This is a genomic window from Mycobacterium colombiense CECT 3035, from assembly GCF_002105755.1.
Classification (GTDB): Bacteria; Actinomycetota; Actinomycetes; order Mycobacteriales; family Mycobacteriaceae; genus Mycobacterium; species Mycobacterium colombiense.
Genome location: NZ_CP020821.1, coordinates 5,036,814 through 5,062,253, shown reverse-complemented (window position 1 = coordinate 5,062,253; position 25,440 = coordinate 5,036,814). Strand labels below are relative to the sequence as shown.

General features: G+C 69.3%; 24 protein-coding genes and 1 pseudogene. 4 read left to right on the top strand and 21 right to left on the bottom strand.

From position 1 onward, the window contains the following. Positions 1-2: 2 nt before the first annotated feature. The 3 genes from B9D87_RS23945 to guaB are packed head-to-tail and all read right to left on the bottom strand — an operon-like array spanning position 3 to position 4,523. A complete protein-coding gene (locus B9D87_RS23945; RefSeq protein ID WP_007773413.1) occupies positions 3-1,745 on the bottom strand; it encodes a GMC family oxidoreductase N-terminal domain-containing protein in 1,743 nt (580 codons plus the stop codon). Positions 1,746-1,792: 47 nt separating this feature from the next. Beyond that, entirely contained in the window at positions 1,793-2,920 is a 1,128-nt protein-coding gene (locus tag B9D87_RS23940; protein ID WP_007773414.1) for a GuaB3 family IMP dehydrogenase-related protein, read from the bottom strand. Positions 2,921-2,927: 7 nt separating this feature from the next. Further along, positions 2,928-4,523 (bottom strand): IMP dehydrogenase, encoded by a 1,596-nt coding sequence (guaB, locus tag B9D87_RS23935; protein ID WP_007773415.1) that lies wholly within the window; start codon positions 4,521-4,523, stop codon positions 2,928-2,930. 151 nt (positions 4,524-4,674) lie between these two features. Between guaB and B9D87_RS23930 the strand changes: the two genes are divergently transcribed. Further along, positions 4,675-5,088, top strand: coding sequence for a DUF5319 domain-containing protein (locus B9D87_RS23930; protein ID WP_007773416.1), 414 nt, complete (start codon positions 4,675-4,677; stop codon positions 5,086-5,088). Position 5,089: 1 nt separating this feature from the next. Here B9D87_RS23930 and B9D87_RS23925 read toward each other — a convergent pair whose 3' ends face one another. The 3 genes from B9D87_RS23925 to B9D87_RS23915 all read right to left on the bottom strand — a co-directional run bounded on the left by B9D87_RS23925 (position 5,090) and on the right by B9D87_RS23915 (position 7,340). Further along, a complete protein-coding gene (locus B9D87_RS23925) occupies positions 5,090-5,860 on the bottom strand; it encodes an anti-sigma-D factor RsdA (protein WP_174320944.1) in 771 nt (256 codons plus the stop codon). Next, positions 5,847-6,425, bottom strand: coding sequence for a sigma-70 family RNA polymerase sigma factor (locus tag B9D87_RS23920; RefSeq protein WP_040630965.1), 579 nt, complete (start codon positions 6,423-6,425; stop codon positions 5,847-5,849). Before B9D87_RS23920 ends, B9D87_RS23925 begins: the two co-directional genes overlap by 14 nt. Positions 6,426-6,515: 90 nt before the next feature. Next, complete coding sequence (locus tag B9D87_RS23915; RefSeq protein WP_007773420.1) at positions 6,516-7,340, bottom strand: hypothetical protein; 825 nt, start codon at positions 7,338-7,340, stop codon at positions 6,516-6,518. Positions 7,341-7,699: 359 nt separating this feature from the next. Here B9D87_RS23915 and B9D87_RS23910 point away from each other — a divergent pair, with 359 nt between their 5' ends. The 3 genes from B9D87_RS23910 (at position 7,700) to B9D87_RS23900 (ending at position 9,400) form a co-directional block, all read left to right on the top strand. Beyond that, on the top strand, positions 7,700-8,008 hold the full coding sequence (locus B9D87_RS23910; RefSeq protein WP_007773426.1) for a WhiB family transcriptional regulator: 309 nt from the start codon (positions 7,700-7,702) through the stop codon (positions 8,006-8,008). A gap of 80 nt (positions 8,009-8,088) precedes the next feature. Beyond that, positions 8,089-8,850 (top strand): superoxide dismutase family protein, encoded by a 762-nt coding sequence (locus tag B9D87_RS23905; protein ID WP_007773427.1) that lies wholly within the window; start codon positions 8,089-8,091, stop codon positions 8,848-8,850. Positions 8,851-8,998: 148 nt separating this feature from the next. Further along, positions 8,999-9,400, top strand: a complete 402-nt coding sequence (locus B9D87_RS23900; protein ID WP_007773428.1) for a styrene oxide isomerase — start codon at positions 8,999-9,001, stop codon at positions 9,398-9,400. 7 nt (positions 9,401-9,407) lie between these two features. Here the strand turns inward: B9D87_RS23900 and B9D87_RS23895 are convergent, their stop codons facing one another. The 15 genes and pseudogenes from B9D87_RS23895 to glmS all read right to left on the bottom strand — a co-directional run bounded on the left by B9D87_RS23895 (position 9,408) and on the right by glmS (position 25,041). After that, the gene (locus B9D87_RS23895; RefSeq protein WP_274517474.1) at positions 9,408-10,616 is read right to left on the bottom strand and encodes an FAD-dependent oxidoreductase; all 1,209 of its coding nucleotides are present in this window, start codon (positions 10,614-10,616) and stop codon (positions 9,408-9,410) included. A 44-nt stretch (positions 10,617-10,660) separates the two neighbouring features. Continuing rightward, positions 10,661-10,852 (bottom strand): hypothetical protein, encoded by a 192-nt coding sequence (locus B9D87_RS23890; protein WP_085382827.1) that lies wholly within the window; start codon positions 10,850-10,852, stop codon positions 10,661-10,663. Next, positions 10,853-12,472, bottom strand: a complete 1,620-nt coding sequence (gene groL, locus B9D87_RS23885) for a chaperonin GroEL (protein ID WP_007773430.1) — start codon at positions 12,470-12,472, stop codon at positions 10,853-10,855. A 135-nt stretch (positions 12,473-12,607) separates the two neighbouring features. After that, the gene (groES, locus tag B9D87_RS23880; protein WP_007773431.1) at positions 12,608-12,910 is read right to left on the bottom strand and encodes a co-chaperone GroES; all 303 of its coding nucleotides are present in this window, start codon (positions 12,908-12,910) and stop codon (positions 12,608-12,610) included. 249 nt (positions 12,911-13,159) lie between these two features. Further along, positions 13,160-14,197, bottom strand: coding sequence for a tRNA (adenosine(37)-N6)-threonylcarbamoyltransferase complex transferase subunit TsaD (gene tsaD / locus B9D87_RS23875; RefSeq protein ID WP_007773432.1), 1,038 nt, complete (start codon positions 14,195-14,197; stop codon positions 13,160-13,162). Beyond that, on the bottom strand, positions 14,194-14,661 hold the full coding sequence (gene rimI, locus B9D87_RS23870) for a ribosomal protein S18-alanine N-acetyltransferase (RefSeq protein ID WP_007773433.1): 468 nt from the start codon (positions 14,659-14,661) through the stop codon (positions 14,194-14,196). Before rimI ends, tsaD begins: the two co-directional genes overlap by 4 nt. Then, positions 14,658-15,281 carry a tRNA (adenosine(37)-N6)-threonylcarbamoyltransferase complex dimerization subunit type 1 TsaB gene (gene tsaB / locus B9D87_RS23865; protein ID WP_007773434.1) on the bottom strand — a complete coding sequence of 208 codons (624 nt, stop codon included), beginning with the start codon at positions 15,279-15,281 and terminating at the stop codon, positions 14,658-14,660. Before tsaB ends, rimI begins: the two co-directional genes overlap by 4 nt. Beyond that, positions 15,278-15,733, bottom strand: a complete 456-nt coding sequence (gene tsaE / locus B9D87_RS23860) for a tRNA (adenosine(37)-N6)-threonylcarbamoyltransferase complex ATPase subunit type 1 TsaE (protein ID WP_052002552.1) — start codon at positions 15,731-15,733, stop codon at positions 15,278-15,280. The genes tsaB and tsaE overlap by 4 nt, the downstream gene beginning before the upstream one ends. 43 nt (positions 15,734-15,776) lie before the next feature. After that, entirely contained in the window at positions 15,777-16,826 is a 1,050-nt protein-coding gene (locus B9D87_RS23855; protein WP_007773436.1) for an alpha/beta fold hydrolase, read from the bottom strand. Positions 16,827-16,878: 52 nt separating this feature from the next. Then, positions 16,879-18,045: an alanine racemase gene (gene alr / locus B9D87_RS23850; protein WP_007773437.1), complete on the bottom strand. Its 1,167-nt coding sequence runs from the start codon at positions 18,043-18,045 to the stop codon at positions 16,879-16,881. A 328-nt stretch (positions 18,046-18,373) separates the two neighbouring features. Beyond that, a pseudogene (gene gad, locus B9D87_RS23845) lies at positions 18,374-19,746 on the bottom strand (glutamate decarboxylase). A gap of 48 nt (positions 19,747-19,794) precedes the next feature. Further along, positions 19,795-21,216, bottom strand: a complete 1,422-nt coding sequence (locus B9D87_RS23840; RefSeq protein WP_007773439.1) for an NAD(P)H-hydrate dehydratase — start codon at positions 21,214-21,216, stop codon at positions 19,795-19,797. 126 nt (positions 21,217-21,342) lie between these two features. Next, the gene (locus B9D87_RS23835) at positions 21,343-22,059 is read right to left on the bottom strand and encodes a rhomboid-like protein (protein ID WP_372494557.1); all 717 of its coding nucleotides are present in this window, start codon (positions 22,057-22,059) and stop codon (positions 21,343-21,345) included. Between the two features lie 69 nt (positions 22,060-22,128). Continuing rightward, positions 22,129-23,046, bottom strand: a complete 918-nt coding sequence (locus tag B9D87_RS23830) for a DUF4436 domain-containing protein (RefSeq protein ID WP_007773443.1) — start codon at positions 23,044-23,046, stop codon at positions 22,129-22,131. Positions 23,047-23,166: 120 nt separating this feature from the next. Continuing rightward, positions 23,167-25,041 carry a glutamine--fructose-6-phosphate transaminase (isomerizing) gene (gene glmS / locus B9D87_RS23825; protein WP_007773444.1) on the bottom strand — a complete coding sequence of 625 codons (1,875 nt, stop codon included), beginning with the start codon at positions 25,039-25,041 and terminating at the stop codon, positions 23,167-23,169. Positions 25,042-25,440: the final 399 nt, after the last annotated feature.

Below are 25,440 nucleotides of genomic sequence, written 5' to 3'. Positions count from 1 at the left end.
AGCTAGCCCGCGTCCGCGGTGCGGACCGGATTGATCGGCAGCCAGCGCAGCGCGCCGGGCGCCTCGGCCGGCACCACGGGCGCCTTGGGCGCGATCGGTTCCAGCCGGCGATACGGCTCGCCCTGCATCGGGCGCTGATCGTTCTCGCCGTTGTTCGGCCACAGCGACGCGGCCCGCTCGGCCTGGGCGGTAATCGACAGCGAGGGGTTGACGCCCAGGTTCGCCGAGATGGCCGCGCCGTCCACCACGAACAGCGTCGGGTAGCCGTAGACCCGGTGGTACGGGTCGATCACGCCGTGGTCGGCGTTGTCGCCGATCACCGCGCCGCCGAGGAAGTGCGCGGTCAGCGGGATGTTGAACAGCTCGCCCCAGGTGCCGCCGGCCACGGCGTCGATTTTGTCCGCGATGCGCCGGGTGACCTGGTTGCCGACCGGGATCCACGTCGGGTTGGGCTCGCCGTGCCCCTGCTTGCTGGTGTACCAGCGGATGCCCAGTTTGCCGCGCTTGGTGTAGGTGGTGATCGAGTTGTCCAGGTGCTGCATCACCAGGGCGATCAGCGTGCGTTCGCTCCACTGGTGGACGTTGAGCAACCGCATCATGCGGCGCGGGTCGTCGCGCGCCTGGTCCAACAGCTGCTTCCAGCGCGGCACGTCGGTGCCCTCGGGACCGGCCCCGTCGGTCATCAGCGTCTGCAGCAACCCCATCGCGTTGGAACCCTTGCCGTAGCGGACCGGCTCGATGTGCGTGTCCGGCGTCGGGTGGATCGACGACGTGATCGCCACGCCATGGGTCAGGTCGAGGTTCGGGTCGACCTCGAGCTTGCCCGCGCCGACGATGGACTCGGAGTTGGTGCGGGTGAGCACGCCGAGGCGCTTGGACAGCCGGGGCAGCAGACCCTGATCGCGCATGTTGAACAGCAGGTGCTGGGTTCCCCAGGTTCCCGCGGCCAGGACCAGGTGCTTGGCGGTGTAGGTGCGCCGGTCGCGGCGCAACCAGCTTCCGGTGCGCACCGTGCGGACCTCCCACACGCCGTCGGGACGCTGCTCGAAGCGCTTCACGGTGGTCATCGGAATCACCTGTGCGCCAGCCGATTCCGCGAGGCCGAGGTAGTTCTTCAGCAGGGTGTTCTTGGCGCCGTAGCGACAGCCCGTCATGCAGCACCCGCACTCCAGGCAGCCGGTGCGCTCCGGTCCGACGCCACCGAAGTACGGGTCGGCCACCGTCTTGCCCGGGGCCTTGGTGCCGTCCGGGCCGAAGAACACCCCGACCGGGGTCGGCACGAACGTGTCCCCGCAGCCCATCTCGTCGGCGACCTGTTTGACGATCCGGTCGGCGTCGGTGAACGTCGGGTTCTCGACCACGCCCAGCATCCGTCGCGCCTGGTCGTAGTGCGGCATCAGCTCGTCGCGCCAGTCGGTGATGTGCTTCCACTGCGGGTCGTTGAAGAACGGGTCGGGCGGCACGTACAGGGTGTTGGCGTAGTTCAGCGAGCCGCCGCCCACCCCGGCGCCGGCCAGGATCAACACGTTCTTCAGCGGGTGGATGCGCTGAATCCCGTAGCAGCCCAGCCTCGGCGCCCACAAAAACTTACGCAGATCCCAGGAGGTTTCGGCGAAATCCTCGTCGGAGTACCGTCGCCCGGCCTCCAATACGCCCACGCGGTAGCCCTTTTCGGTCAGCCGCAGCGCGCTGACGCTTCCCCCGAAACCCGAACCGATGATCAGTACGTCGAAATCCGGCTTCATCGCACCAGTATGGCCTTACCCGCTGGTAACAAGCCAGCGGCCCGGAGTCAGCTCCCGACGGTCAGGCCGACCTTCTGGAACTCCTTGAGGTCGCAGTAGCCCGCCTTGGCCATCGACCGGCGCAGCCCACCGACCAGGTTGAGGCTGCCGAACGGATCGTCGGACGGGCCGTTGAGTACCTGGTGCAGCGGCGGGCGCTCGCCGACGGCGATCTGCAGCAGCGCCCCGCGCGGCAGCGACGGGTGCGCCGCGGCGGCCGGCCAGAACCAGCCCTCGCCCAGCGCCTCGGCGGCCTCGGCGAGCGGCGTACCGAGCACCACCGCGTCGGCACCGCAGGCGATCGCCTTGGCCAGCTCGCCCGAGGTGTGGATGTCGCCGTCGGCCAGCACGTGCACGTAGCGGCCGCCCGTCTCGTCCAGGTACTCGCGGCGCGCGGCCGCGGCGTCGGCGATCGCGGTGGCCATCGGCACGCTGATGCCCAGCACCTCGTCGCTGGTGGTCACCCCCCTGGTCGCGCCGTAGCCGACGATGACGCCGGCGGCGCCGGTGCGCATCAGGTGCAGGGCGGTGCGGTGGTCTTGCACGCCGCCGGCGACCACCGGCACGTCGAGCTCGGAGATGAAGGTCTTGAGGTTCAGCGGCTCGCCGTCGCTGGCCACCCGCTCGGCCGAGACGATGGTGCCCTGGATGACCAGCAGGTCGATGCCGGCCTGCACCAGCACCGGCGTCAGCGCCTGGGCGTTCTGCGGGCTGACCCGCACCGCCGTGGTCACCCCGGCCTCCCGGATCCGCGCGACCGCGGAGCCCAGCAGGTCCGGGTTGAGCGGGGCGGCGTGGAACTCCTGCAGCAGCCGGATCGCCGCCGACGGCTCGGGCTCCTTGCTGGCGGCCTCGACCAGCTGCGCGATCTTGGACTCGACGTCGGCGTGCCGCCCGATCAGCCCCTCGCCGTTGAGCACCCCCAGGCCGCCGAGCTTGCCCAGCTCGATCGCGAACTCCGGCGACACCAGCGCATCGGTCGGATGCGCCAGCACCGGGATCTCGAACCGGTAGGCGTCCAGCTGCCAGGCGGTCGACACGTCCTGCGACGAGCGGGTGCGCCGCGAGGCCACGATGCTGACTTCGCTCAGTTCATAGCTGCGACGGGCGACGCGGCCCATCCCGATCTCGACCATGTGGGCCTCAGCGTGCGTAGTAGTTGGGGGCTTCGACCGTCATGGCGACGTCGTGCGGGTGGCTTTCCCGCAAGCCGGCCGCGGTGATCCGGACGAACTGCGCCTGTTGCAGCGCCTCGATGCTCGGCGAGCCGGTGTAGCCCATCGCCGCGCGCAGGCCGCCGGTCAGCTGGTGGATCACCGAGGACAGCGGGCCGCGGAAGGGCACCCGGCCCTCGATGCCCTCCGGCACCAACTTGTCTTCCGAGAGCGCGTCGTCGGCGAAGTAGCGGTCCTTGGAGTACGACTTGCCGCCGCCCGAACCGCGGCCGGCCATGGCGCCCAGCGACCCCATCCCGCGGTAGCTCTTGAACTGCTTGCCGTTGACGAAGATCAGCTCGCCGGGGGCCTCGGCGGTGCCCGCCAGCAGCGAGCCCAGCATGGCGGTCGACGCGCCGGCGGCCAGCGCCTTGGCGATGTCGCCGGAGTACTGCAGCCCGCCGTCGGCGATCACCGGCACACCCGCCGGGCCGCACGCCGCCACCGCCTCCAGGATCGCGGTGATCTGAGGTGCGCCGACGCCGGCCACCACCCGGGTGGTGCAGATCGAGCCGGGCCCCACGCCCACCTTCACCGCGTCGGCGCCGGCGGCGACCAGGGCCGCGGCCGCCGACCGGGTGGCCACGTTGCCGCCGATCACCTCGACCTTCTCGCCTACCTCGGCCTTGAGCTTGCCGACCATGTCGAGCACCAGCCGGTTGTGCGCGTGCGCGGTGTCCACGATCAGCACGTCCACGCCTGCGTCCACCAGCATCATGGCGCGCACCCAGGCGTCACCCCCGACGCCGACGGCGGCGCCGACCAGCAGCCTGCCGTCGCTGTCCTTCGTGGCCAGCGGGTGTTGTTCGGTCTTGACGAAATCCTTGACGGTGATCAGGCCGGTCAGCCGGCCGTGGCCGTCGACGATGGGCAGCTTCTCGATCTTGTGGCGCCGCAACAGGCCCAGCGCCGCGTCGGCGGACACGCCCTCCTGCGCGGTGATCAGCGGGGCCTTGGTCATCACCTCGGCGACCTTCTTGGTCTGATCGACCTCGAACCGCATGTCGCGGTTGGTGATGATGCCGACCAGCGCGCCCGACTCGTCCACCACCGGCAGGCCGGAGATCCGGAACCGCGCGCACATCGCGTCGACCTGGGCCAGGGTGTTGTCCGGACGGCAGGTGACGGGGTCGGTGACCATGCCGGCCTCCGAGCGCTTGACCATCTCGACCTGCCCGGCCTGTTCGGCGACCGGCAGGTTGCGGTGCAGCACGCCCATTCCGCCGGCCCGGGCCATCGCGATGGCCATCCGCGACTCGGTGACGGTGTCCATCGCCGAACTCACCAGCGGCACTTTGAGCCTGATCTTCTTGGTGAGCTGGCTGGAGGTGTCCGCGGTTGCCGGGACGACGTCGGAGGCCGCGGGCAGCAACAGGACGTCGTCGAACGTCAGCCCGAGCATGGCGATCTTGTGCGGGTTGTCGCCTCCGGTGGGCACCGGGTCGTCGATCAGGCCACCCACCCGTACATACGCGCTGCCGACGAGGTCAGAGCTGTCCTCCAGGTGGGACGTGCCACGGGTCATCTCCTGCGCCCTCCATACGATGCGGCGTGAGAAACCCATCCTATCGGCTCGCCTCCCGCAGTCGTTCGCTTGCTCGGGCGCGCCGCGCACACCAAACGGCGCGCGGCTCCCTGCTGGCGTTATCCCGGGCGGGCTGCGTAGGCTAGAGGGCGTGCGCGACCACCTCCCACCGGGTTTGCCGCCCGACCCTTTCGCCGACGACCCCTGTGATCCGTCGGCGGCACTGGAAGCCGTCGAGCCGGGCCAACCCCTGGATCAGCAAGAGCGGATGGCCGTCGAGGCCGACCTTGCCGATCTGGCCGTGTACGAAGCTCTGCTGGCGCACAAGGGTATTCGCGGACTCGTGGTGTGCTGCGACGAATGTCAGCAGGATCACTACCACGACTGGGACATGCTGCGCGCCAACCTGCTGCAGCTGCTGATCGACGGCACCGTGCGTCCGCACGAGCCCGCCTATGACCCCGAGCCGGATGCCTACGTCACGTGGGATTACTGCCGGGGCTACGCCGACGCCTCACTCAACGAGGCGACGTCGGACGCCGACGGTTTCCACCGCCGGCACTGATTCACTGATTCGGAGTCAACGGCGCCACCGGGGGTGGCGTCTGGCCGTGATGGTGATGCTTGCCCACTGACGGACTCGGCGGGCTCAGCGGTGCCGGCGTCGCATCCTTCGACGGCGCGACCGAGGCGGCGGGCGGGGCCGCCGGAATCGCGGTGGCCGGGCCGGGTGTCGCCGCCGGCGGCGAAGCGACCGGCAACGTGGCGTTCGGGTCACGCGCATCGACCTTGGCGTTCAACAGCTTCAGCTGATTCATCAGCTCTTGTTTGCTGGCCGGGTCGTCGATGGACTGCACCAGGCTGCTCACCTCGGTCAGCTGACTGCGGGCCTGGTCCCACTGACCGCGGTCGATTGATTCCTGCACCTTGGCCAGATCGGCCTTCGCGGCCAGCATCTCCTGCTTTTCGTGGACCTGCGGCTGGTCGAAGAACATCGCGTGCAGCCCGTACAGGGTGCCGCCGGGCCGGGCCTCGACCACCATGGCGCCGAATCCACTGAGCAGCATCAGCGCCGCGGCGACCGAGCCGACCACGGCCAGGCCACGATGGCTGCCGCGGCGGCGCTCGGCCAATCCGGTGCGCAGCGCGTGCACGGCCTCTTCGGGCGTCACCAGCGCGCTGGCCGGCGGCCACCTCAGGTTGTCGCGCCAGTCCTCCAGCAGGTTGGTCAGCACGTCGACGTCGGGGTCTTCGACGTCCACCGGCCGGCGCTGGGCGAGCGCATCGAGCAGCAGGTCGGTGCGGGCGAATTCATCCAGTGAGTCAGGCACAGTCACCTGCCGCGATCATCTCGGACTTCAGCCGCGACAGCGCGCGGTGCTGGGCGACTCGGACCGCCCCGGTGGTGCTGCCGACCGCGGCGGCGGTCTCCTCGGCGGACAGCCCGACGACGACGCGCAAAATCAGGATCTCGCGCTGCTTGGCGGGCAGAATCTCGAGCAGTTCGCTCATCCGGCTCACCGAATCCGCTTCGATCGCAAGCTGTTCGGGCCCCGCGTCGTTCGACCAACGGTCGGGGATCGTTTCGGTGGGATACGCGAGGTCGCGCCCCGCGGCCCGGTGGGCGTCAGCGACCTTGTGGGCCGCGATGCCGTACAGGAAGGCCAGGAATGGACGCCCGCGATCGCGATAGCGCGGCAGCGCCGTGATAGTCGCCAAGCACACCTCCTGTGCCACGTCATCCGCTGACAGGCCACCCCGATCGACGGTGCCGACACGCGCCCGGCAATATCGCACGACGATCGGACGGATGGTCTCCAGCACCTCCCTCAATGCGTTGTGGTCTCCGGTGACGGCCTGGGCGACCACAGCGTCGAGACGTTCCCCTGCTGGAATTGTCATCGACGGTGATATCTCCAACGTTACGAAGCGGACACATCGCGGGCCAACTGGGCTAACTAACGAAATGACAATAACGGGCGGAGGGCCGTTTCAAGCGGAACGCCACGTTCCACCGGCGCGCCGCACGTGGCCTGCGCAGACATCTCGTATTTCGTGCAGCTGATGTGCTGGGAACGTGACACTTTCGATATCAATCAGCAAGCAGGCCAGCGCCCAACGAAGTGGTAGTAGCCCTAATTGGCCGGTGGTCGCCAGCGCGGCGTCGGCGACCGCGCGGGCGCGCTCGAGGTTGCCCGCGCAGCACAGCGCGGCGGCCAGCACCACGTCGCTTTTGACCCGGTGCCGCGGCGACGCGACGGCCATGGCCGCCGCCAGCTCGACGCCTTCGCCGGCGTGCCGGACGGCGGCGTCGCCGTCGCCGCGGGCCATCGCGAGCTCCGCGGCCACCCACCGCCGGCGCACCGGCAGCCGGTCGGGCACCACGGATTTCGACGACGCCAGCAGCGGGTCGGCCCGCGCCAGCAGCGCCCCGGCGGCCGCGAAGCGCCCGACGCCCAACGCGTCCGCGGCCAGCCCGATGAGGGCGTCGGCGGCCGCCTCGGGGTCGCCGCCGGACAGCGCGAGGGCGCGCCCGTCCCAGCCACGGGCCACGGCGTGCCAACCGAGTTGGCGCAGGAACGACCCGTGCGTGCTCATGCCCAACGAGGCGAGCCGGCCGGCCGGCGCGCTGCGCCGCAGCACCGCGAGGTCGCGGAAGGCGGCGCCGTAGCGGCCCTGCCCGCCGGCCGCGACGGCGCGCAGCCACAGTTGGGCCGGCGTCGTCGCCGACGGCAGCGGCCAGCTGCCGGGCCGATCCCCGAAGGCGGCGTCGGCGAGCTGGCGTCCAATCACGGAAGTGTGACGAGTTTCAATCACAATGATGTAGTAAACACTTTGTGGTCTTCATGTTACCGAATCGTTAATCACTATAGCCCATGGATAAATTCGCCTTATCCCCCTCCTAGGCGCTGAGCTGGGAAATCTCGTTTCGGCCAACTGCCTGGTAGCACGGCATGGGTTTCGCCATTTCCGTCGAGGTGAACGTAAAGTTAATTCTGCTCCAACGGGCACATACTTTGTCGGGCTAAGTGGCTATTGACGGAAATTCATCGTCCCCCCTAACGTCTACGCATGACGGGTAGTCATCGGTGACCCCACTCCACTTAATTTAAGTTGCACCCAACCGCTTTCACGATCCTGACCTCGAGCGAGCGGTGCAGAGAGGGAACGAACCAATGCCACAGCCGGAACAGCTACCTGGACCCAACGCCGACATCTGGAATTGGCAACTGCAGGGCGTGTGCCGCGGCGTTGACTCATCGATGTTCTTCCACCCCGACGGTGAACGTGGCCGGGCCCGCATGCAACGCGAGCAGCGCGCGAAGGAAATGTGCCGGCAGTGCCCGGTGATCCAGGAGTGCCGCTCGCACGCCCTCGAAGTCGGTGAGCCCTACGGGGTTTGGGGCGGCCTGTCGGAGTCCGAGCGCGACCTGCTGCTCAAGGGCGACATCGGCCGCGGCCGCACCATCCGCCGCTCGGCCTGAGGACGCCCGGCCTGGGCCGCACGGCGTAGGCGGATACCCACCGCCGTTTCGGCGTGAGTCGATGTGGGTAGGCACCGCAAATGAACAAGGCCGCATGCTTTGCGGTCGCGGCGCTTACCGCGACCGTTGCACCGCTCGCCGCATGCTCGAATCAGCAAGGCAGCCAGCCCAACACCTCGCCGCTGACCAGCTCGACGCCCGGGGCGGAGCGGTTGACGACCCAACTGAAGACGGCCGACGGCAGTCCGGTCGCCAACGCGACCTTCGAATTCGCCAACGGCTACGCCACCGTGACCGTGGAAGCCGGCCCCAACCAGGTGCTCAGCCCCGGCTTCCACGGCCTGCAGATCCACGCCGTGGGCAAATGCGAGCCCAATTCCTCTGCGCCCAACGGGGGCTCGACCGGAGACTTCGACTCCGCCGGAAGCGTCTATCAGGCGGCCGACCACACGAGCTACCCCGCCAGCGGAGACCTGACCGCGCTGCAGGTGCGCTCCGACGGCTCGGCGAAACTCGTCACGACCAGTAACGCGTTCACCTCCGCCGACCTGAGGAACAGCTCGGGTACCGCGCTGATCATCCACCAGACGGCGGACAATCTGGGCACCACCGCTCCGACGGGTGAATCGGGCAAGCGGCTGGCGTGCGGTGTGATTGCGGCGTCGTCGGCGACCACGACCTCGTCGACCACCAGCGTCACGACGAGCACCACCACCACCGTGGTGCCTCCGGCGTCGACGAGCACGAGCACCAGCACCGTCACGGTCACCAGCACCCCGACCGTGACGTCGGCACCGACCACGACCGTCACGACCCCGCCGTACTATCCACCGGGCCGCTGAGGCGCCAGACCACCATGAAAGGGAGCACCCCCGATCCGCAAAGGAACGGGGGTGTTTCGCACCGCCTGCCCGACGGCGGCTAGGGCGGCCGCCACCCGAAAACGGTCATTTCGGGGCGCGCCCGGTCTGCCGTCCCTAGGGTGCTGACATGCAGACGCTGCTGTTCGCGCTCGGGTTGGTGTTGTTCCTGCTCGGGCTGCTCACCGGGCTGGCCGTGCCCGCACTGAAGAACCCACGGATGGCCCTGTCGAGCCACCTCGAGGCGGTGCTCAACGGCATGTTCCTCGTGCTCCTCGGCCTGCTCTGGCCACACCTTCGGTTGCCCTACGCGTGGGGGGTCGCGGCGGTCGCACTCGTCGCCTACGCCGGCTACGCGAACTGGTTGGCGACGCTGCTGGCGGCGGCATGGGGCGCCGGCCGCAGGTTCGCGCCGATCGCGACCGGCGACCACGAGGCGTCGGCGGGCAAAGAGGGGCTCGTCAACTTTTTGCTGATATCGCTGTCGCTGGCGATGGTGGCCGGCGTCGTGATCGTCATCGTCGGGCTCTGACGGCGCGCTACCGCGCGTGTACGTCCGGCGTGCGGACATGCTCGGGCCGGAAACCCCGCCCGACGAAAATCGGCGGAATCGCTTGCAGCGGACCAAAACCCACGATCTTGGGCACGCGAATCGGGGAAAGGTCACCGCTCAGATTGGGCGCGATCGCGTTGTCTTGCATCAGCACCTGGAATGCCTGGACGATCCGGGTGGGCAGCTCGCGCCGCCGCTGCACCTTCGCGAGGTCGTTGTCGGTCAGCCGTCCGTCGCGCAGCGGGGCGCACAAGGCGTTGGCGGCGGCCACCGCGTCGGCGACGGCGAGGTTGATGCCGACGCCGCCCGCCGGCGACATGGCATGCGCGGCGTCGCCGATGCAGAGCAGGCCGGTCCGCCACCACGTGTCGAGCCGGTCCACCCGCACGTCGAGCTCGCTGGTGTCGTCCCACGAGTTCAGGTCGTTGACGTGCTCGCGCAGCCGCGGTTGCGCGGTGACGATCCGCTCCTTGAACTCCTCCAGGGATCCGTCCCGGGGGTTCGATCCCTTCGGCATCAGATAGGCGATCTGCCAGTAGTCGCCCCGGTAGATCATGGCCATCATCAGGCCCTTGCGCAGCACCGCGAACAGTTCCTCGGGGTCGCCGGGGCGCCATTTCAGCCGGAACCACAGCACGTCCATCGGGGAGTGCGCTGCTGCGGTCTGCAGCCCCGCGGCCGCGCGCACCGCGGATTTGCGTCCGTCCGCGGCTATCACCAGCTCGGCGCGCACCTGAAGATTCGGCGTGCACGCCCCGGTCACCCGATCGCCGTCGGACAGCAGGCCGGTGACCTCCGCGTTGCGGATCAGGGTGAATTCGGGGTAACGGGAAGCCTTTTCGGCGAGGAAGTCGAGAAAGTCCCACTGCGGCATCATGGCGATATAGGGCTGTCTGAAACCGAGTCGCCTGAGCACCTTGAAGTTGCCGAAGGTGCGAATCGAGCCGTCGGTGTCGAAGGCGACGCGGTCGATCTTGGTGTGCGGCAGTCGCAGGAACTCGTCGATGAACCCCAGCTCGTCCATGATGCGCAGGGTGCTCGGGTGCACGGTGTCGCCGCGGAAGTCGCGCAGGAAGTCGTTGTGCTTCTCCAGGACCACCACCCGGATTCCGGCCCGCGCCAGCAGCAGGGCGTGAACCATGCCGGCGGGCCCGCCGCCGGCGACGCAGACCTGGGTTTCCATCACTTGGGTCACGTTCTGCCACTCCTCGTGGAGTACGGAATACGAGTGCAGACTACCTAACCGACATCGACTGCGACGTCTTCGCCGATGCCGAAGACCAGTACCTGCGCCGACTTGCCCTTCAGCGCGTGAAATCCCCTGTCCGTCAAGCTGATTGGCCGATCGCTCAGCGCGTCGACGGTCTGGCGGGGTCGGCAAACAAACAAGCGCCCCCGGCCAGGCGGCCGGGGGCGCTTGCCGTTGCTCACTCAGTGATGGTGGTGATGACCGTGACCGTGGTCATCGGCCTCCTCGGCCGGCTTGTCGACCACCACCGTCTCGGTGGTGAGGACCATCCGGGCCACCGAGGCCGCGTTGAGCACCGCCGAGCGGGTGACCTTGACCGGGTCGATGACGCCGTCGGCGATCAGGTCGCCGTAGGTCAGCTTGTCGGCGTTCAGGCCGTGACCGTTGGGCAGCTCGGTCACCTTGTGCACCGCGACCGCGCCGTCGAGCCCGGCGTTGGTGGCGATCCAGTACAGCGGCGCCGCCAACGCCTCGGAGAAGACGTCGACGCCCAGCGCCTGGTCGCCGCTCAGCGATGCGCGGAGCTTTTCCAGCGCCTTGCGGGTCTGCAGCAATGCCGAGCCGCCGCCCGCGACGATGCCCTCCTCGACCGCGGCCTTGGCCGCCGCGACGGCGTCCTCGACGCTTTCCTTGCGCTCCTTGAGCGCGGTCTCGGTCGCCGCGCCCACCTGGATCACGGCCACGCCGCCGGCCAGCTTGGCCAGCCGCTCCTGCAGCTTCTCCCGGTCCCAGTCGGAGTCGCTCGCCTCGATCTCGGCGCGCAGCTGCTTGATGCGGTTGGCCACCGCATCCTTGGAGCCGCCGCCGTCGACGATCACGGTGTCGTCCTTGCTGACCACCACGCGGCGGGCCGAGCCCAGCACGTCGGTGCCGACCTCGCGCAGCAGCAGGCCCGCGTCGGGGTTGATCACCTGGCCGCCGGTCACCACCGCCAGGTCCTCCAGGAACGCCTTGCGGCGGTCACCGAAGAACGGCGCCTTGACCGCGACGGCCTTGAGCGTCTTGCGAATGGAGTTGACGACCAGGGTCGCCAGGGCCTCGCCCTCGATGTCCTCGGCGATGATCAGCAGCGGCTTGCCCGATTCGGCGACCTTCTCCAGCATGGGCAGCAGGTCGGGCAGCGAGCTGATCTTGTCCTGGTGCAGCAGGATCACCGGGTCGTCCAGCACGGCCTGCTGGGCGTCGAAGTCGGTGACGAAATACGCCGACAGGAAGCCCTTGTCGAAGCCGACGCCCTCGGTGAATTCGAGCTCGGTGCTCAGCGTCGAGGATTCTTCGACGCTGACCACGCCGTCGGTGCCGACCTTGGTCATCGCCTCGCCGACCAGTTCACCCAGCAGCTGATCGCGCGACGACACGGTCGCCACCTGCGCGATCGCGTCCTTGCCGGAGACCGGGGTGGCCGACGCCAGCAGCGCCTCGGACACCGCGTCGGCGGCCTTGCTGATGCCCGCCCCCAGTTCGATGGGGTTGGCGCCGGCCGCGACCAGTCGCAGGCCGCCCTTGACCAGCGCCTGCGCCAGCACGGTCGCCGTCGTGGTGCCGTCGCCGGCGACGTCGTTGGTCTTGGTCGCCACCGACTTCACCAGCTGGGCGCCCAGGTTCTCGAACGGGTCTTCCAGGTCGATCTCGCGCGCGACGGTCACACCGTCGTTGGTGACCGCCGGGCCACCGAATGCCTTGGCCAGCACCACATGCCGGCCGCGCGGACCGAGCGTCACCCGCACGGCGTCGGCGAGTGTGTTCACGCCCGCCTCGATGGCGCGACGCGCGGTCTCGTCGTACTCAATGATCTTGCTCATCAGGCTCCTTGCGTGAATGGTGGCGACCCGCTTCGCCCGGCTTCGCCGCGCTTGCGATCGCCACTAGTCCAAACGCATGCCGCCCCGGAAATCACCCGCGCGGGACGCGGGGATCGCCGGGGCGGTACACGGTTCTTACTTGGAGACGACAGCCAGCACGTCGCGTGCCGACAGGATCAGGTACTCCTCGCCGCCGTACTTGATCTCGGTGCCGCCGTACTTGCTGTAGATGACGGTGTCGCCCTCCGAGACGTCCAGCGGGATGCGCTTCGCGCCGTCTTCGTCCCACCGGCCGGGGCCGACTGCGACGACGGTGCCTTCCTGCGGCTTCTCCTTGGCGGTGTCAGGAATGACCAGACCAGACGCGGTCGTGGTCTCGGCCTCGTTGGCCTGCACGAGAATCTTGTCCTCGAGTGGCTTGATCTTCACCTTCGCCACGATTGGAGCCCTCCAGTGTTTGGGTCGGGTCCGGGACGTCCCCGGACCGGAGTTGACGGACGGTACGGGTTGAGCCCGAACCGTCCGGGTTATCAGGTGTTCGGCATCCGTCCGTGCCCGAGCGCCGTCGTCGCGGGTGCCGACACAGGGCTTGGCCGATTGCCACCTAGCACTCTATACATGCGAGTGCTAGCACTCAAGGGCGCCCTGCTGCTTCTTCCCGGTTGGCGTGTCCGCGCTCAGCGAACGTCAGCTCACCTGTGCTTTGACCACGGGCAGGCCCGGGTCGCTGGGGGCGTCCAGCGGTGAGGGCGGCGCCCCGGCGGCCACCAGGTGCGCGGCGAAGGCGGCGATCATCGCCCCGTTGTCGGTGCACAGCCGCGGCCGCGGGATCCGCAGCGTCAGCCCGGCCGCCGCGCAGCGCTCCTCCGCCAGCTCGCGCAACCGAGAATTCGCGGCCACTCCCCCCGCGATCAGCAGGGTCTGCACGTCGAGCGCGGTGGCGGCGCGCACCGCCTTCCTGGTCAGCACGTCGGCGACGGCCTCCTGGAACCCGGCCGCGATGTCGGCGTTGACGGCGTCGGGGTGGCTTTCCAGATAGCGCGCGACGGCCGTCTTGAGCCCGGAGAAGCTGAAGGCGTACGGGTCGTCGCGCGGCCCGGTCATGCCGCGCGGGAAGGCGATCGCGTCGCGATCGCCCGTCCGGGCCAGCTCGTCGAGCACCCTGCCGCCCGGGTAGCCCAGCCCCAGCAGGCGTGCCACCTTGTCGTAGGCCTCGCCGGCGGCGTCGTCCACGGTGCTGCCCAGCTCGACGATCGGCTCGCCGAGCGAGCGCACGTGCAGCAGGTGGGTGTGGCCGCCGGAGACCAGCAGCGCCACACACTCGGGCAGCGGCCCGTGCTCGTAGACGTCGGCGGCCAGATGCCCGCCCAGGTGGTTCACCGCGTAGAAGGGCACGCCCCAGGCGGCCGAATACGCTTTGGCCGCAGCGATTCCCACCAGCAGGGCGCCGGCCAGCCCGGGCCCGATGGTGGCCGCCACAATGTCCGGCTTTTGGTCGGGCCCGTCCAGCCCGGCGGTCGACAGCGCGCGGCGGATGGCGGGGCCCAGCGCCTCCAGATGCGCACGCGAGGCGATCTCGGGTACCACGCCGCCAAACCGCACGTGTTCGTCGACGCTGGACGCCACCTCGTCGGCCAGCAGCGTCACGGTACCGTCGGCGTCCAGCCGTGCGATACCGATTCCCGTTTCGTCGCAAGAGGTTTCGATCGCGAGGATGGTTGTCATGTGGGCTCCCGCCGCATCGTGTAGGCGTCGGCGCCGCTGACACGATAATAGCGGCGGCGCAGGCCGATCCGCTCGAACCCGACGCTCTCGTACAGCCCGATGGCCGCCTCGTTGTCCGTGCGGACCTCCAGGTACACCGCGCCGCCGTCGGCGAAGGTCAGCAGCTCGTCGAGCAGCCGGCGGCCGATGCCGCGGCCCTGGTATGCGGGATCCACGCCGATGGTGTGCACCTCGTACTCGAACGGCGGGGTGCGGCCCAGCCGCGAGATGCCGGCGTAGCCGACCAGCGTATCGCCGACCCGGGCGCCCACGTAATGATTGTGCGCACTGGCCAATTCGCGGTGGAACGCCGCCGCCGGCCAGGGGTCGTCGCCGTCGAAGAGCTGCGCCTCCAGCTCGGCGCAGCGCCGCGCGTCGGCCCGGGTCAGGCCGCCCACGGTGACGGCCTCGCTGTGGGCGGTCATTGGCGTGCCGCCAACGGTTTGGCGTCGGGCCGGCGCAGATACAGGGCCACCAGCGGTTCGGGATCGGCGGACCAATGGGCAACCGCCGCAACCAATCCGGCCGCCGTCGGGCAGCCGGGCTCGCGCACCGGCAGGCCGAACAGGCCGGCGTGTTCGGGCGAGCCGGCGACGGCCGATGCGGTGCCCGGGTCGACATCGGCCGGGGCGCTGACCGCGGGACCGTGGGTGCGCACGCCGTCGCGATACCGGGCCCAGTAGACCTCGCGGCGACGGGCGTCGGTGACCACCAGCGCGTCCCCGGTGGTTCGCACGCCGATGGCGTCCAGGCTGCACACGCCGTGCACCGGGATGCCCAGCGCGTGCCCGTAGGCGGCGGCGGTGGCCATCCCCGCGCGCAGGCCGGTGAACGGGCCCGGGCCGCAGCCCACCACGATGGCGTCCAGGTCGGCCATTGTCAACCCCGCATCGGCAAGGGCGGCAACGACATTCGGGGTGAGCCGTTCGGCGTGGGCGCGCGGGTCGACGGTGACGCGCTCGGCCAGCACGCTCAGGTCGTCACGGCGCACCAGGCCGGCCGTCACCGCCGGGGTGGAGGTATCCAGGGCGAGGACGATACTCACGAATGGCCCTCGCTGTCGGCGTTGTCGGCGTTGTCGGCCCACCGCCAGGTCGCGATCCGCACGTCGGAGTTGGTGACGCGCTCCAGCCGGATGTCCAGGTGACGCTCGGCGAGCCGCTCGACCAGGCCCTCGCCCCATTCCACCACGACCACAGCGTCGTCGAGATCGCTGTCCAAGTCCAGTGAATCGAGTTCGCCGAGCAGGTCGGCGCCCTGGTTGCCGGTGTGGTCGAGCAGCCGGTACATGTCGACGTGGATCATGGTCGGGGCGCCTGGGCGCCGCGGCGGATGCACCCGCGCCAACACGTAGGACGGCGAGGTGACCGGCCCGTCGACATCCATCGCCTCGGCAATTCCCTTGGCCAGCACGGTCTTTCCGGCACCAAGCGGGCCGGAGAGCACTACCACGTCACCCGCCCGCAGGTGCCGGCCCAGCCGCGACCCCAGCGCCATGGTGTCCTCGACCCGCTCCAGCGTCGCGGTGCCGCCATCAACCTCAACCACGGCGGCGCAACCTTTCTCGCATCCGCCGTATCCGCAGCGCCGTCTTGCTCGGGGTGGCCCGCCTGATCAACCGGACCAGTCCGCCGTTGATGGCGTCGGGCTTGTCCAGCAGCGCGAGGTGGCTGGCCCCGGCGACGATGACCAGCTCGGACTGCGGCAGGCTGGCGGCCATCTTTCGTGAGTACTCGCCCGGGGTGAGCAGGTCGTGGTCCCCGCAGGCGACCAGGGTCGGGACGCGCAGCAGCGTCCACAGCCCGGCGGTTTCGTCATGGTTTTCCAGCGCGTCGAGGAAGCCGACCATGGTGGGGATCGGGGTGCTGTTCATCATCCGCTGGGAGAACGCGTCCAGGCTGCGGCTGACCTGTAGGTCGCTGTACGAGGCGGCCCGCAGCACCGGGCCGATCAACGAGCGGGACACGTTGCGGCCGCGGTGCATCAGCTTGGGCGCGGACCGGGCGGCGACCCGGATGGCTTCCAGCGCAGGGTTTTTCAGGATTTCACCCAGCGGCGACCTCGAAACGCCCTCGGCCGCCGAGGAAATCAGCGCGGCGCCCACGATGCGGCGCCCGTACTGCTCGGGGAATTGGCGGGCATGGGACAACACCGTCATGCCGCCCATCGAATGGCCCACCAGCACCACCATCCCGCGCGGAGCCACCACGTTCAGCACGGTCTGCAGGTCCCGGCCGAGCTGGGTCAGCGTGTAGGTCTCCGGGTCGGCCTCGCCGGACCTGCCGTGCCCGCGCTGGTCGTAGAAGACCATTCGCACGTCGGGGCCCAACTGATCGGGCAGTCGCGTGCGCTGGAAATGAAAGGCGCCCATCTGCAGGCAGAATCCGTGCACGAACACCAGGGTCAGCGGCGCATCGGCCGGGCCGGCCTCGCGGACCGCCAGCGGTATCCCGTCGGGCGTGGTCACCACCAGGCTGGCGTCGTCCTCGAGCCGGTTGAAATCCTCATCGGCATAAGGGTCTTCGACCGTGGCGCGCTGGGTCATCGACCGGCGGGCCGAGGCTCCGATGATGGTGGCGACGGCGGTCACCCCCGCACCTCCCGCAAGCCAGGCCCTGCCCCTGCGGCGCCTGCGGGATTCCTCAGGAGTCAACGGTGTGCGCCTCGCGGTAAGTCCTGGTGATCCGCCCGCGGGGGCTGGTCACCACTTCGTAGTGGATGGTGCCGAGCAGATCGGCCCAGTCCTGCGCGGTGGGCTCGCCACTGGCGCCCGGCCCGAACAGGATCGCCTCGTCGCCCTCGGCGACGTCGGTGCGGCCCGGGCCGAGGTCGACGACGAACTGGTCCATGCAGATCCGCCCGACGCCCGGTCGCCGCTTGCCGTTGATCAACACCTCCAGCCGGCCGCCCAGCGACCGGAAGACGCCGTCGGCATAGCCGACCGGGATGAGCGCGAGGTTGGTGTCGTGCTGCGCGGTCCAGGTGTGGCCGTAGGACACGCTCTCCCCCGCGCGAATCGACTTTACCAGCGCCACAGTGCATTTCACCGTCATCGCGGGGATCAGTCCCATGTCGCCGCGCTCGGGGACCGGGCTCAGCCCGTAGATCGCGACGCCGGGGCGCACCATGTCGAAGGCCAGGTCGGGACGCGACATGGTGGCCGACGAGTTCGACAGGTGCGCCACGTCGAACCGCACACCCTGCTCGCGCGCCTGGGCCAGCAGGTCGCTGAATCGTTGGGCCTGAAGGTTGTTCACGGGATTGGCGGGCTGGTCGGCGTACACCATGTGCGACATCAGACCCCGCAGCACGATGGCCTCCTCGGCGACCGCCTTGCGCAGCGCAGTCAGCATCGCGGGATACTGCCCCGGCGGTACCCCGTTGCGGTTCAGCCCGGTGTCGACCTTGACGGTCACCGTCGCGGTCCGGCCGGTGCGACGGGCCGCGTCCAGCAGCTCGTCGAGCTGGTGTTCCGACGACACGGCGATCTGGAGGTCGGCCAGCAGCGCGGGCCCGAAGTCGATGCCGGGCGGGTGTAGCCAGGCCAGCACCGGAGCGGTGATTCCGGCCGCGCGCAGCGCAAGACCCTCGGCGACGGTGGCGACGCCCAGCTCGGTGGCGCCCGCCGCCAGCGCGGCGCGCGCCGTCCTCGGGGCGCCGTGGCCGTAGCCGTCCGCCTTGACCACGGCCATCACCTGCGCGCCGCCGGCCTGCTCGCACAGCAGCCGCACGTTGTGCTCAATCGCGCCCAGGTCGACCAGGGCCTCGGCGAGGACGCCCGGTGTCAGGGATATCGGCGTAACGGCCAAGGAAGTTGCGCTCCACTCGTATGTCTGTCAGTTCGCAGCAGCCATTGTCCCAGAACCGGCCGGATACCCCGTTCGCCGACGGCGGGCGGACCGCTCACACCCGGGGCGGCGTTGCCGCAATGGTCACAGCCGCCACACGCGCCCGGGCCGCAGGTGGAGGCAGAATTGCCCGCCTTTCAGCGACAAACCGTCGCCTCGGCCCGAGGTCCGCCTCCAGGGAACCGCGTTGTCGCTATGAGGCGGGCATCACGCACATGCCTCCGCGGCGCGGGACCAGTGTGGCCGGTGTTGCCGGCGTGACAAAGCCCCCGGCGTGACAAAATCCGGGCTAGTGCGCGAAGTGTTCGGCCCGGTAGTGCCCGCCCGGCTTGAGCTTGTCCAGCGACGCCAGCGCGCTGCGGGCGTCGTCGTGCAGGGCCCGGGCCAGGTCCGCGGACAGGCCCTCGCGCACCACGATGCGCAGCACCGAGATGTGGGTGGCGTTGTCGGGCATGGTGTACGCCGGCACCTGCCAGCCGTAGCCGCGCAGCTCATGGGAGACGTCGAACTCGGTGTAGCCGCGGTCCTTGGCGAGCCGGAAGCTGACCACCGGGATGCCCGAACCGTCAGAGATCAACTCGGCATGCTCGCCGGTCCGCAACTGTTCACCCAGCCACCGCGCGGTCGACGACAGCGTCTGCATCACCTGCGTATAGCCCTCGCGGCCGAGCCGCAGGAAGTTGTAGTACTGGCCGACCACCTGGTTGCCGGGCCTGGAGAAGTTCAGCGTGAAGGTCGGCATGTCGCCGCCGAGGTAGTTCACGTGGAATACCAGGTCCTCGGGCAGGTACTCCTTGCTGCGCCACACCACGAATCCGACGCCGGGATAGGTCAGCCCGTACTTGTGGCCGCTGACGTTGATCGAGACCACCCGGGGCAGCCGGAAGTCCCACTTCAGCTCGGGGTGCAGGAACGGCACCACGAAGCCCCCGCTGGCGGCGTCGACGTGCACCGGGACGTCCACCCCGCCCCGGCGGCCAGCTTGTCCAGCGCCGCACAGATCTGTTCGATCGGCTCGAGCTCACCGGTGTAGGTGGTGCCCAGGATCGCCACCACACCGATGGTGTCCTCGTCGACGGCGTCGAGGACCTGCTCGGGGGTGATGACGTAGCGCCCCTCCTCCATGGGCAAATAGCGCGGTTCGACGTCGAAGTAGCGGCAGAACTTCTCCCAGACCACCTGGACGTTGGAGCCCATCACCAGGTTCGGGGTGCGCGCCTTCCAGCCGTCCTTTCCGGAGCCGACCTTCTCGCGCCAGCGCCATTTCATCGCCAGGCCGCCCAGCATCACCGCCTCGCTGGACCCGATGGTGGACACCCCGCACGCGCTGGACGGGTCGTCGTCGCGCAGGCCGTCGGCATGGAACAGGTCGGCCACCATGCACACGCAGCGCTGCTCGATGGCGGCCGTCGCCGGGTATTCGTCCTTGTCGATCATGTTCTTGTCGAATGTCTCGGCCATCAGCCGCCCGGCCTGGGGGTCCATCCAGGTGGTGACGAAGGTGGCCAGGTTCAGTCGCGAACTCCCGTCGAGCATCAGCTCGTCGTGGATGAAGCGGTAGGCGGCGTCGGGATCCATCGACTCGTCGGGCATCCGCAGGGCGGGCACCGGCGCGGTGAACAGGCGGCCGGTGTAGGCGGGTGCGATGGAGTGCGCGGGCATGGAAGGGTGTTGCGGCACAACGAGATCCTTTCTGAAGGTCTACTGCTGCTACAGGGCGGCCAGGGCGGCCCGGATGTGCGGCACCATGCGCGATGCCGAGGTCGGCGCCTCGCCCGGGCCAGGGTCGGCGGCCGAGGCGGCCGCCGCGCGCGCATGCACGAAGGCCGCGGCGGCTGCCGCCTCGGCCGGTGGCAGGCCCGACGCCAGCAGCGCGCCGATCATGCCGGACAACACGTCGCCGGAGCCGGCGGTGGACGCCCACGACTGTCCGGCCGGATTGAGATAGACGGGGCCGCCCGGGTCGGCGATGACCGTGACGTTGCCCTTGAGCAGCACCGTGGCGCCAAACGCGTCCGCCAGCTTGCGGCACGCACCCACCCGGTCATCACCGGGAGGGTTACCCGCCAGCCGGGCGAATTCACCCGCGTGCGGAGTGAGCACCGTCGGTGCGGCGCGGTCGGCCACCAGCTGGGGATGTGCCGCCAGGATGGTCAGCCCGTCCGCGTCCACGATCACCGGCAGGTCGGTTTCCAGCGCGAACCACAGCGCCGCGGCCCCGGCGTCGTCGGTGCCCAATCCCGGCCCGACGACCCAGGACTGCACCCGCCCGGCCGACGCGGGGGTGGGCGAGGCGATCACCTCGGGCCAGTGCGCGAGCACCTCGCGGTGCGCGCTGCCGGCGTAGCGGACCATGCCGGAGGTCGCCGCGACGGCGGCCCCGGTGCACAGCACCGCGGCCCCGGGATACGTCGACGAGCCGGCCATCACCCCGGTGACGCCCTGGGTGTACTTGTCGTCGTGCGGCCCGGGCACCGGCCAGCGGGCGGCCACGTCGGCGGCCTCGAACCCCAGCACGTCGGTGTCGGGCAGGTCCAGCCCGATGTCGATCAGCCTCACCCGCCCGCAGTCGCCCAGGGCGTGCACGGGCTTGAGCCCACCGAAGGTGACGGTGAGCACGGCGTGCACCGCGGGACCGCTCGTCGCCCCGGTCGCCGCGTCGATGCCGCTGGGGATGTCGACGGCGATCACCGGGATTCTCGCGTGGTCGACCGCGGCGAACACCTCGGCCGCCGCGGGTCGCAGCGCCCCGGAGCCGGAGATGCCCACCACGCCGTCGATGACGAGATCGGTTGCCGGCGAGACACTTTCGACGACGCGACCGCCCGCCTTGCGAAACGCCGCCAGCCCCTTGCGGTGCGTGCGCTCCGGGTTGAGCAGGATCGCGTCGGCGGCCGCGCCGCGCCGGCGCAGGAAGGTGGCCGCCCACAGCGCGTCACCGCCGTTGTCTCCGGAGCCGACGACCGCGCACACACGCCGCCCGGCTACCCCGCCGGTGCGGGCGGCCAACTCGCCGATGATCTCGGCGGCCAGCCCGTAGGCCGCGCGCCGCATCAGCGCGCCGTCGGGCAGGCTGGCCAGCAGCGGCGCCTCGGCCTGGCGGATCGCGTCTACGGAGTAGTAATGCCGCATCAGAGTCAGATTACGTGTCAGCGTCGCCGTGTACAGCCGCGCTCGCCGCAACGACATGCCGCACGGCGCGCACCGCAAGAAAGCGCCTTGGCGCCCAGAGTCTTTCGGTGCCGGCCGGCGCCGGCATCAGGTCGGCGTCTCCGGCGGCACATTGCGTCGCACCATCGCCCGCAGGCGCGCCGGACTCAGCTGCCGGCTGCCTTTGGAGCGGGTACGCGTCATCGGGTAGAAGCACAAGCCGATGAGGATCGAGGTGAAGTGCCCGATCGCGGTGAAGTTCAGTTCGCTGCCCATCGTGATCAGCGGGAAACCGAAGATGATGAACAGCACCCCGAGATAGCCCCAGCGCCACGGCGGGGCGATGTGATAGGCCAGCACGGCCATCACGCCGACGAGGAAATAGCTGACCCCGATGTCGCGGGCGTGCACCAGCCGCTGCGAGGCGTCGTGTTCCTCGATCGCGAAGTAGAGGATGCCTTCGCTGATGTAGGTGGCGAGGATGTGCGAGCTCAATCCCACAGTGAGCCAGCGCAGCTGGCCGAGCCAGTGTTCGGCCGGCGCGAGAAACAGGGTGAACAGCAGCAGGTAGGGCTCGAAGTTTTTGCCGTCGATCCACAGCAGGCTGGAGAACAGGACGTCGAGCGGATCCCGGCCCAGCTCGTGAATGTTGGTGGAGCGGTGCAGCAGTACCGAGTGCAGCTCGCGGCCGGTCAGATGGGTCTGGATGATCGTCGTGATCATCAGCACCAACAGCCAGCCGTACGTCAGCGGCGCGCTGATGACGAAATGCCAGACCGCCAGCGTCATGCTGCGCACTCGTCTGCGAACTGAGGGATGCGCCACGACATCAACCTTCGCACGCGCGACGGGGCGCCGGACAACTTCGGTGGCAAACACGCCGCCGGCGATCGGCTACTTCGACGGCGCGGGTTCCGATGCGGGGGCGGGTTCCGGCGCCGGCACGGGTTGCGCCGGTGCGGGGGCGGGCACCGGATTCAAATGCCGCCACCAGCATCCGATGTAGAGAATCATCGAGACCGCCAGCGCGACCAGCACCCAGATGACGACGGTGATGTCGACCCAGCTGCCGAACGGCGGCGAGCCGGGCAGCGCGTTGCGCAGCGGCACCACCGCGAACAGCATGGCCGCGTACCACGTGGTCATCGGGGGCTGAAACGGCCGCCGGTCGCGCGCCGTCTGGATCGCAACCACCAGAGCCAGACTGGCGATCGTGATGAGCACACCGAGGATGACGATCGCGAACGCCGCGGTGCTCAGCGAGCGGTGCACGTTCAGCCGGTAGGGACCGTCCGCCTGGGTTCTGGTGGCGGAGAGCCGCCACCCCGAAAGGTGATCGACGAAGGTGACCGGCACGTGGTCGGGCGCCCGGTCGGTGTCGGGTCCGTAGAAGATCTCGACTTCGATCGGCCCCGAGCGGTATTGGTCGAAGGGCCACCGCTCGATCTGGCCGGCGATGGTCAGCGGGACGGCCATCAGGCCGGGAAGCATGCCCTTGGTCCAGGTGTGCCGGGACGGCATCGCGGAGGACCTGACGCGCAGGCTGAGATCGTCCTTGAGGTGGTGGGTTTTCGGGTCCAGCAACGCCGATCCGGGATTGAACGCCAGATTGACCGCCAGCACGCTGTTGTTGGACTGGATGTCTTCGACGTTGATCGTCGCCGACGGCTTGTCGCCGTCGGCGGTCTGGGCGCTCGCGTCCAGACGCCGGCCGGTACCGCTTTGCGCGTACAAGCCGACCGCTACCACGTACGCCGCGAGGACGAGGACAACGAGTCCCACGACACCGAATTTCGTGCCGGCCGATCGCATACTTCCTCCCGTACCGACTGAGCCCAACCCACCTGCCGCAAATGCTGTCCCAGGGCAATGTAATGGATCAGCCGCGCGTCCGCCGGGTATCCGGGCGAAGCGGCGCAGGCTGTTCGCCGGCTATTCGACGGTGACGGACTTGGCCAGGTTTCGCGGCTTGTCGACGTCGTAGCCGCGGGCCTGCGCCACCGACGCCGCGAACACCTGAAGCGGGATGGTCGACAGTAGCGGCTGCAGAAGTGTTGACACAGAGGGAATTTCGATCAGGTGGTCGGCGTAGGGCCGCACGGTGTCGTCGCCCTCCTCGGCGATGACGATGGTGATCGCGCCGCGGGCCTGGATCTCGCGGATGTTGGACAGCAACTTGGCGTGCAGCACGGCCGACCCCTTGGGCGACGGCATGATGACGATGACCGGCAGATCGTCTTCGATCAGCGCGATGGGGCCGTGCTTGAGCTCGCCGGCGGCGAATCCCTCGGCGTGCATGTACGCCAGTTCCTTGAGCTTCAGCGCGCCTTCCAGCGCCACCGGGTATCCGACGTGGCGACCCAGGAACAGCACCGTCGGGGACTGGGCGAATTGATACGCCAGGGCGGCCACCGGCTTGATCGTCGCGATGACCCGCGCGACAAGGTCGGGCATCGCTTCCAGCTCGTGGTATTCGCGCCACACCTCGTCGGGGTACTTGGTGCCGCGGGCCTGCGCGAGCGCCAGCCCGACCAGATAGTTGGCGGTGATCTGCGCCAGGAACGTCTTGGTGGAGGCCACCCCGATCTCCGGGCCGGCGCGGGTGTACAGCACCGCGTCGCACTCGCGCGGGATCTGCGAGCCGTTGGTGTTGCAGATCGCCAGCACCTTGGCCTTCTGCTCCTTGGCGTGCCGGACCGCTTCGAGGGTGTCCGCGGTCTCGCCGGACTGCGAGATGGCGACCACCAGGGTGCTGCGGTCCAGAACCGGGTCGCGGTACCGGAATTCGCTGGCCAGCTCGACCTCGACCGGCAGCCGCGTCCAGTGCTCGATCGCGTACTTCGCCAGCAGGCCGGAGTGATACGCGGTGCCGCAGGCCACCACGAAAACCTTGTCGATCTCGCGGAGTTCCTGATCGCTCAACCGCTGTTCGTCGAGGACGATCCGGCCGTCGACGAAGTGCCCCAGCAGGGTGTCGGCCACGGCGGCCGGCTGCTCGGCGATCTCCTTGAGCATGAAGTACTCGTAGCCACCCTTTTCGGCGGCGGCCAGGTCCCAGTCGATGTGGAACTCGCGGTATGCCCCGGGCCCCAGGTCCTCGTTGCCGTCGAAGTCGGTGATCCGGTAGCCGTTGGCGGTGATCACCACGGCCTGGTCCTGGCCGAGCTCGATGGCATTGCGGGTGTGCGGGATGAACGCCGCCACATCGGAGCCGACGAACATCTCGCCGTCGCCGATGCCGATCACCAGCGGGGTGGAGCGGCGGGCGGCGACGATGGTGCCGGGGTCGTCGGCGTTGGCGAACACCAGCGTGAAGTGGCCGTCCAGGCGGCGCAGCACCGCGAGCACCGACGCGGCGAAATCGCCCGCGGTGGGGCCGTGCCGGTATGCCTGCGACACCAGGTGCACCGCCACCTCGGTGTCGGTGTCGCTGGCGAATTCCACGCCGTCGGCCTCCAGCTCGTGGCGCAGCCCTGCGTAGTTCTCGATGATGCCGTTGTGGACCACGGCGATCGTGCCGGCGGCGTCGCGGTGCGGGTGGGCGTTGCGGTCGGTGGGACGTCCGTGGGTGGCCCACCGGGTGTGTCCCAGGCCGGTGGTTCCGGTCAGCGACGACGCCGGCATCTCGGCGACCGCCTCTTCCAGGTTGGCCAGCCGGCCGGCGCGGCGGCTGACCGTCAGGGTGCCGTCCCCGTTGACCAGGGCGACGCCCGACGAGTCGTAGCCCCGGTACTCCATCCGGCGCAGCGCGGCCATGACGACCTCACAGGCAGGCTGCTGCCCGACATAGCCGACGATTCCGCACATTCTGAACAGGGTAGTGCAGGTGGACCACCGCCCCGGCACTCCGCGGTCGGGGTTAGGCCGCCCACCTGCGCAAAGGCCCACTGTGAGCTTCCCCTACCGCGCCAATTCCGCATCCCACGCGTCCCGGCCCGGCGTCCTGAACCCTCCGTCATTCACTCAATCGTCATAAACGACGGAAATGTTTTTCATCTGATGTATTTGCGACGTTTTCGTGTCGCAACAAGGGACGACGGACATGTCGCATTACATTCGAAATATCAGCAGAGACTGGGAAAAGGCCGGATTCAGCGCAGGGACGGGCTGCTTGAAGCCCGCCCGATCACGATCACACAGCGTATCAGCTACAAAGCCGTGGTCAACGATGAGCAATCCGGTGGTTATTGGGCATAGGACAGATAT

Excerpts from the sequence above, each read along its gene's own strand:
- B9D87_RS23945 (WP_007773413.1), bottom strand. The coding sequence starts at position 1,745 with ATGAAGCCGGATTTCGACGTACTGATCATCGGTTCGGGTTTCGGGGGA.
- B9D87_RS23940 (WP_007773414.1), bottom strand. The coding sequence starts at position 2,920 with ATGGTCGAGATCGGGATGGGCCGCGTCGCCCGTCGCAGCTATGAACTG.
- guaB (WP_007773415.1), bottom strand. The coding sequence starts at position 4,523 with ATGACCCGTGGCACGTCCCACCTGGAGGACAGCTCTGACCTCGTCGGC.
- B9D87_RS23920 (WP_040630965.1), bottom strand. The coding sequence starts at position 6,425 with ATGACAATTCCAGCAGGGGAACGTCTCGACGCTGTGGTCGCCCAGGCC.
- B9D87_RS23910 (WP_007773426.1), top strand. The coding sequence starts at position 7,700 with ATGCCACAGCCGGAACAGCTACCTGGACCCAACGCCGACATCTGGAAT.
- B9D87_RS23905 (WP_007773427.1), top strand. The coding sequence starts at position 8,089 with ATGAACAAGGCCGCATGCTTTGCGGTCGCGGCGCTTACCGCGACCGTT.
- B9D87_RS23900 (WP_007773428.1), top strand. The coding sequence starts at position 8,999 with ATGCAGACGCTGCTGTTCGCGCTCGGGTTGGTGTTGTTCCTGCTCGGG.
- groL (WP_007773430.1), bottom strand. The coding sequence starts at position 12,472 with ATGAGCAAGATCATTGAGTACGACGAGACCGCGCGTCGCGCCATCGAG.
- tsaD (WP_007773432.1), bottom strand. The coding sequence starts at position 14,197 with ATGACAACCATCCTCGCGATCGAAACCTCTTGCGACGAAACGGGAATC.
- rimI (WP_007773433.1), bottom strand. The coding sequence starts at position 14,661 with ATGACCGCCCACAGCGAGGCCGTCACCGTGGGCGGCCTGACCCGGGCC.
- tsaE (WP_052002552.1), bottom strand. The coding sequence starts at position 15,733 with ATGGCGCTGGGGTCGCGGCTGGGCCGGCACCTGCGGGCGGGTGACGTG.
- B9D87_RS23840 (WP_007773439.1), bottom strand. The coding sequence starts at position 21,216 with ATGCGGCATTACTACTCCGTAGACGCGATCCGCCAGGCCGAGGCGCCG.
- B9D87_RS23830 (WP_007773443.1), bottom strand. The coding sequence starts at position 23,046 with ATGCGATCGGCCGGCACGAAATTCGGTGTCGTGGGACTCGTTGTCCTC.
- glmS (WP_007773444.1), bottom strand. The coding sequence starts at position 25,041 with ATGTGCGGAATCGTCGGCTATGTCGGGCAGCAGCCTGCCTGTGAGGTC.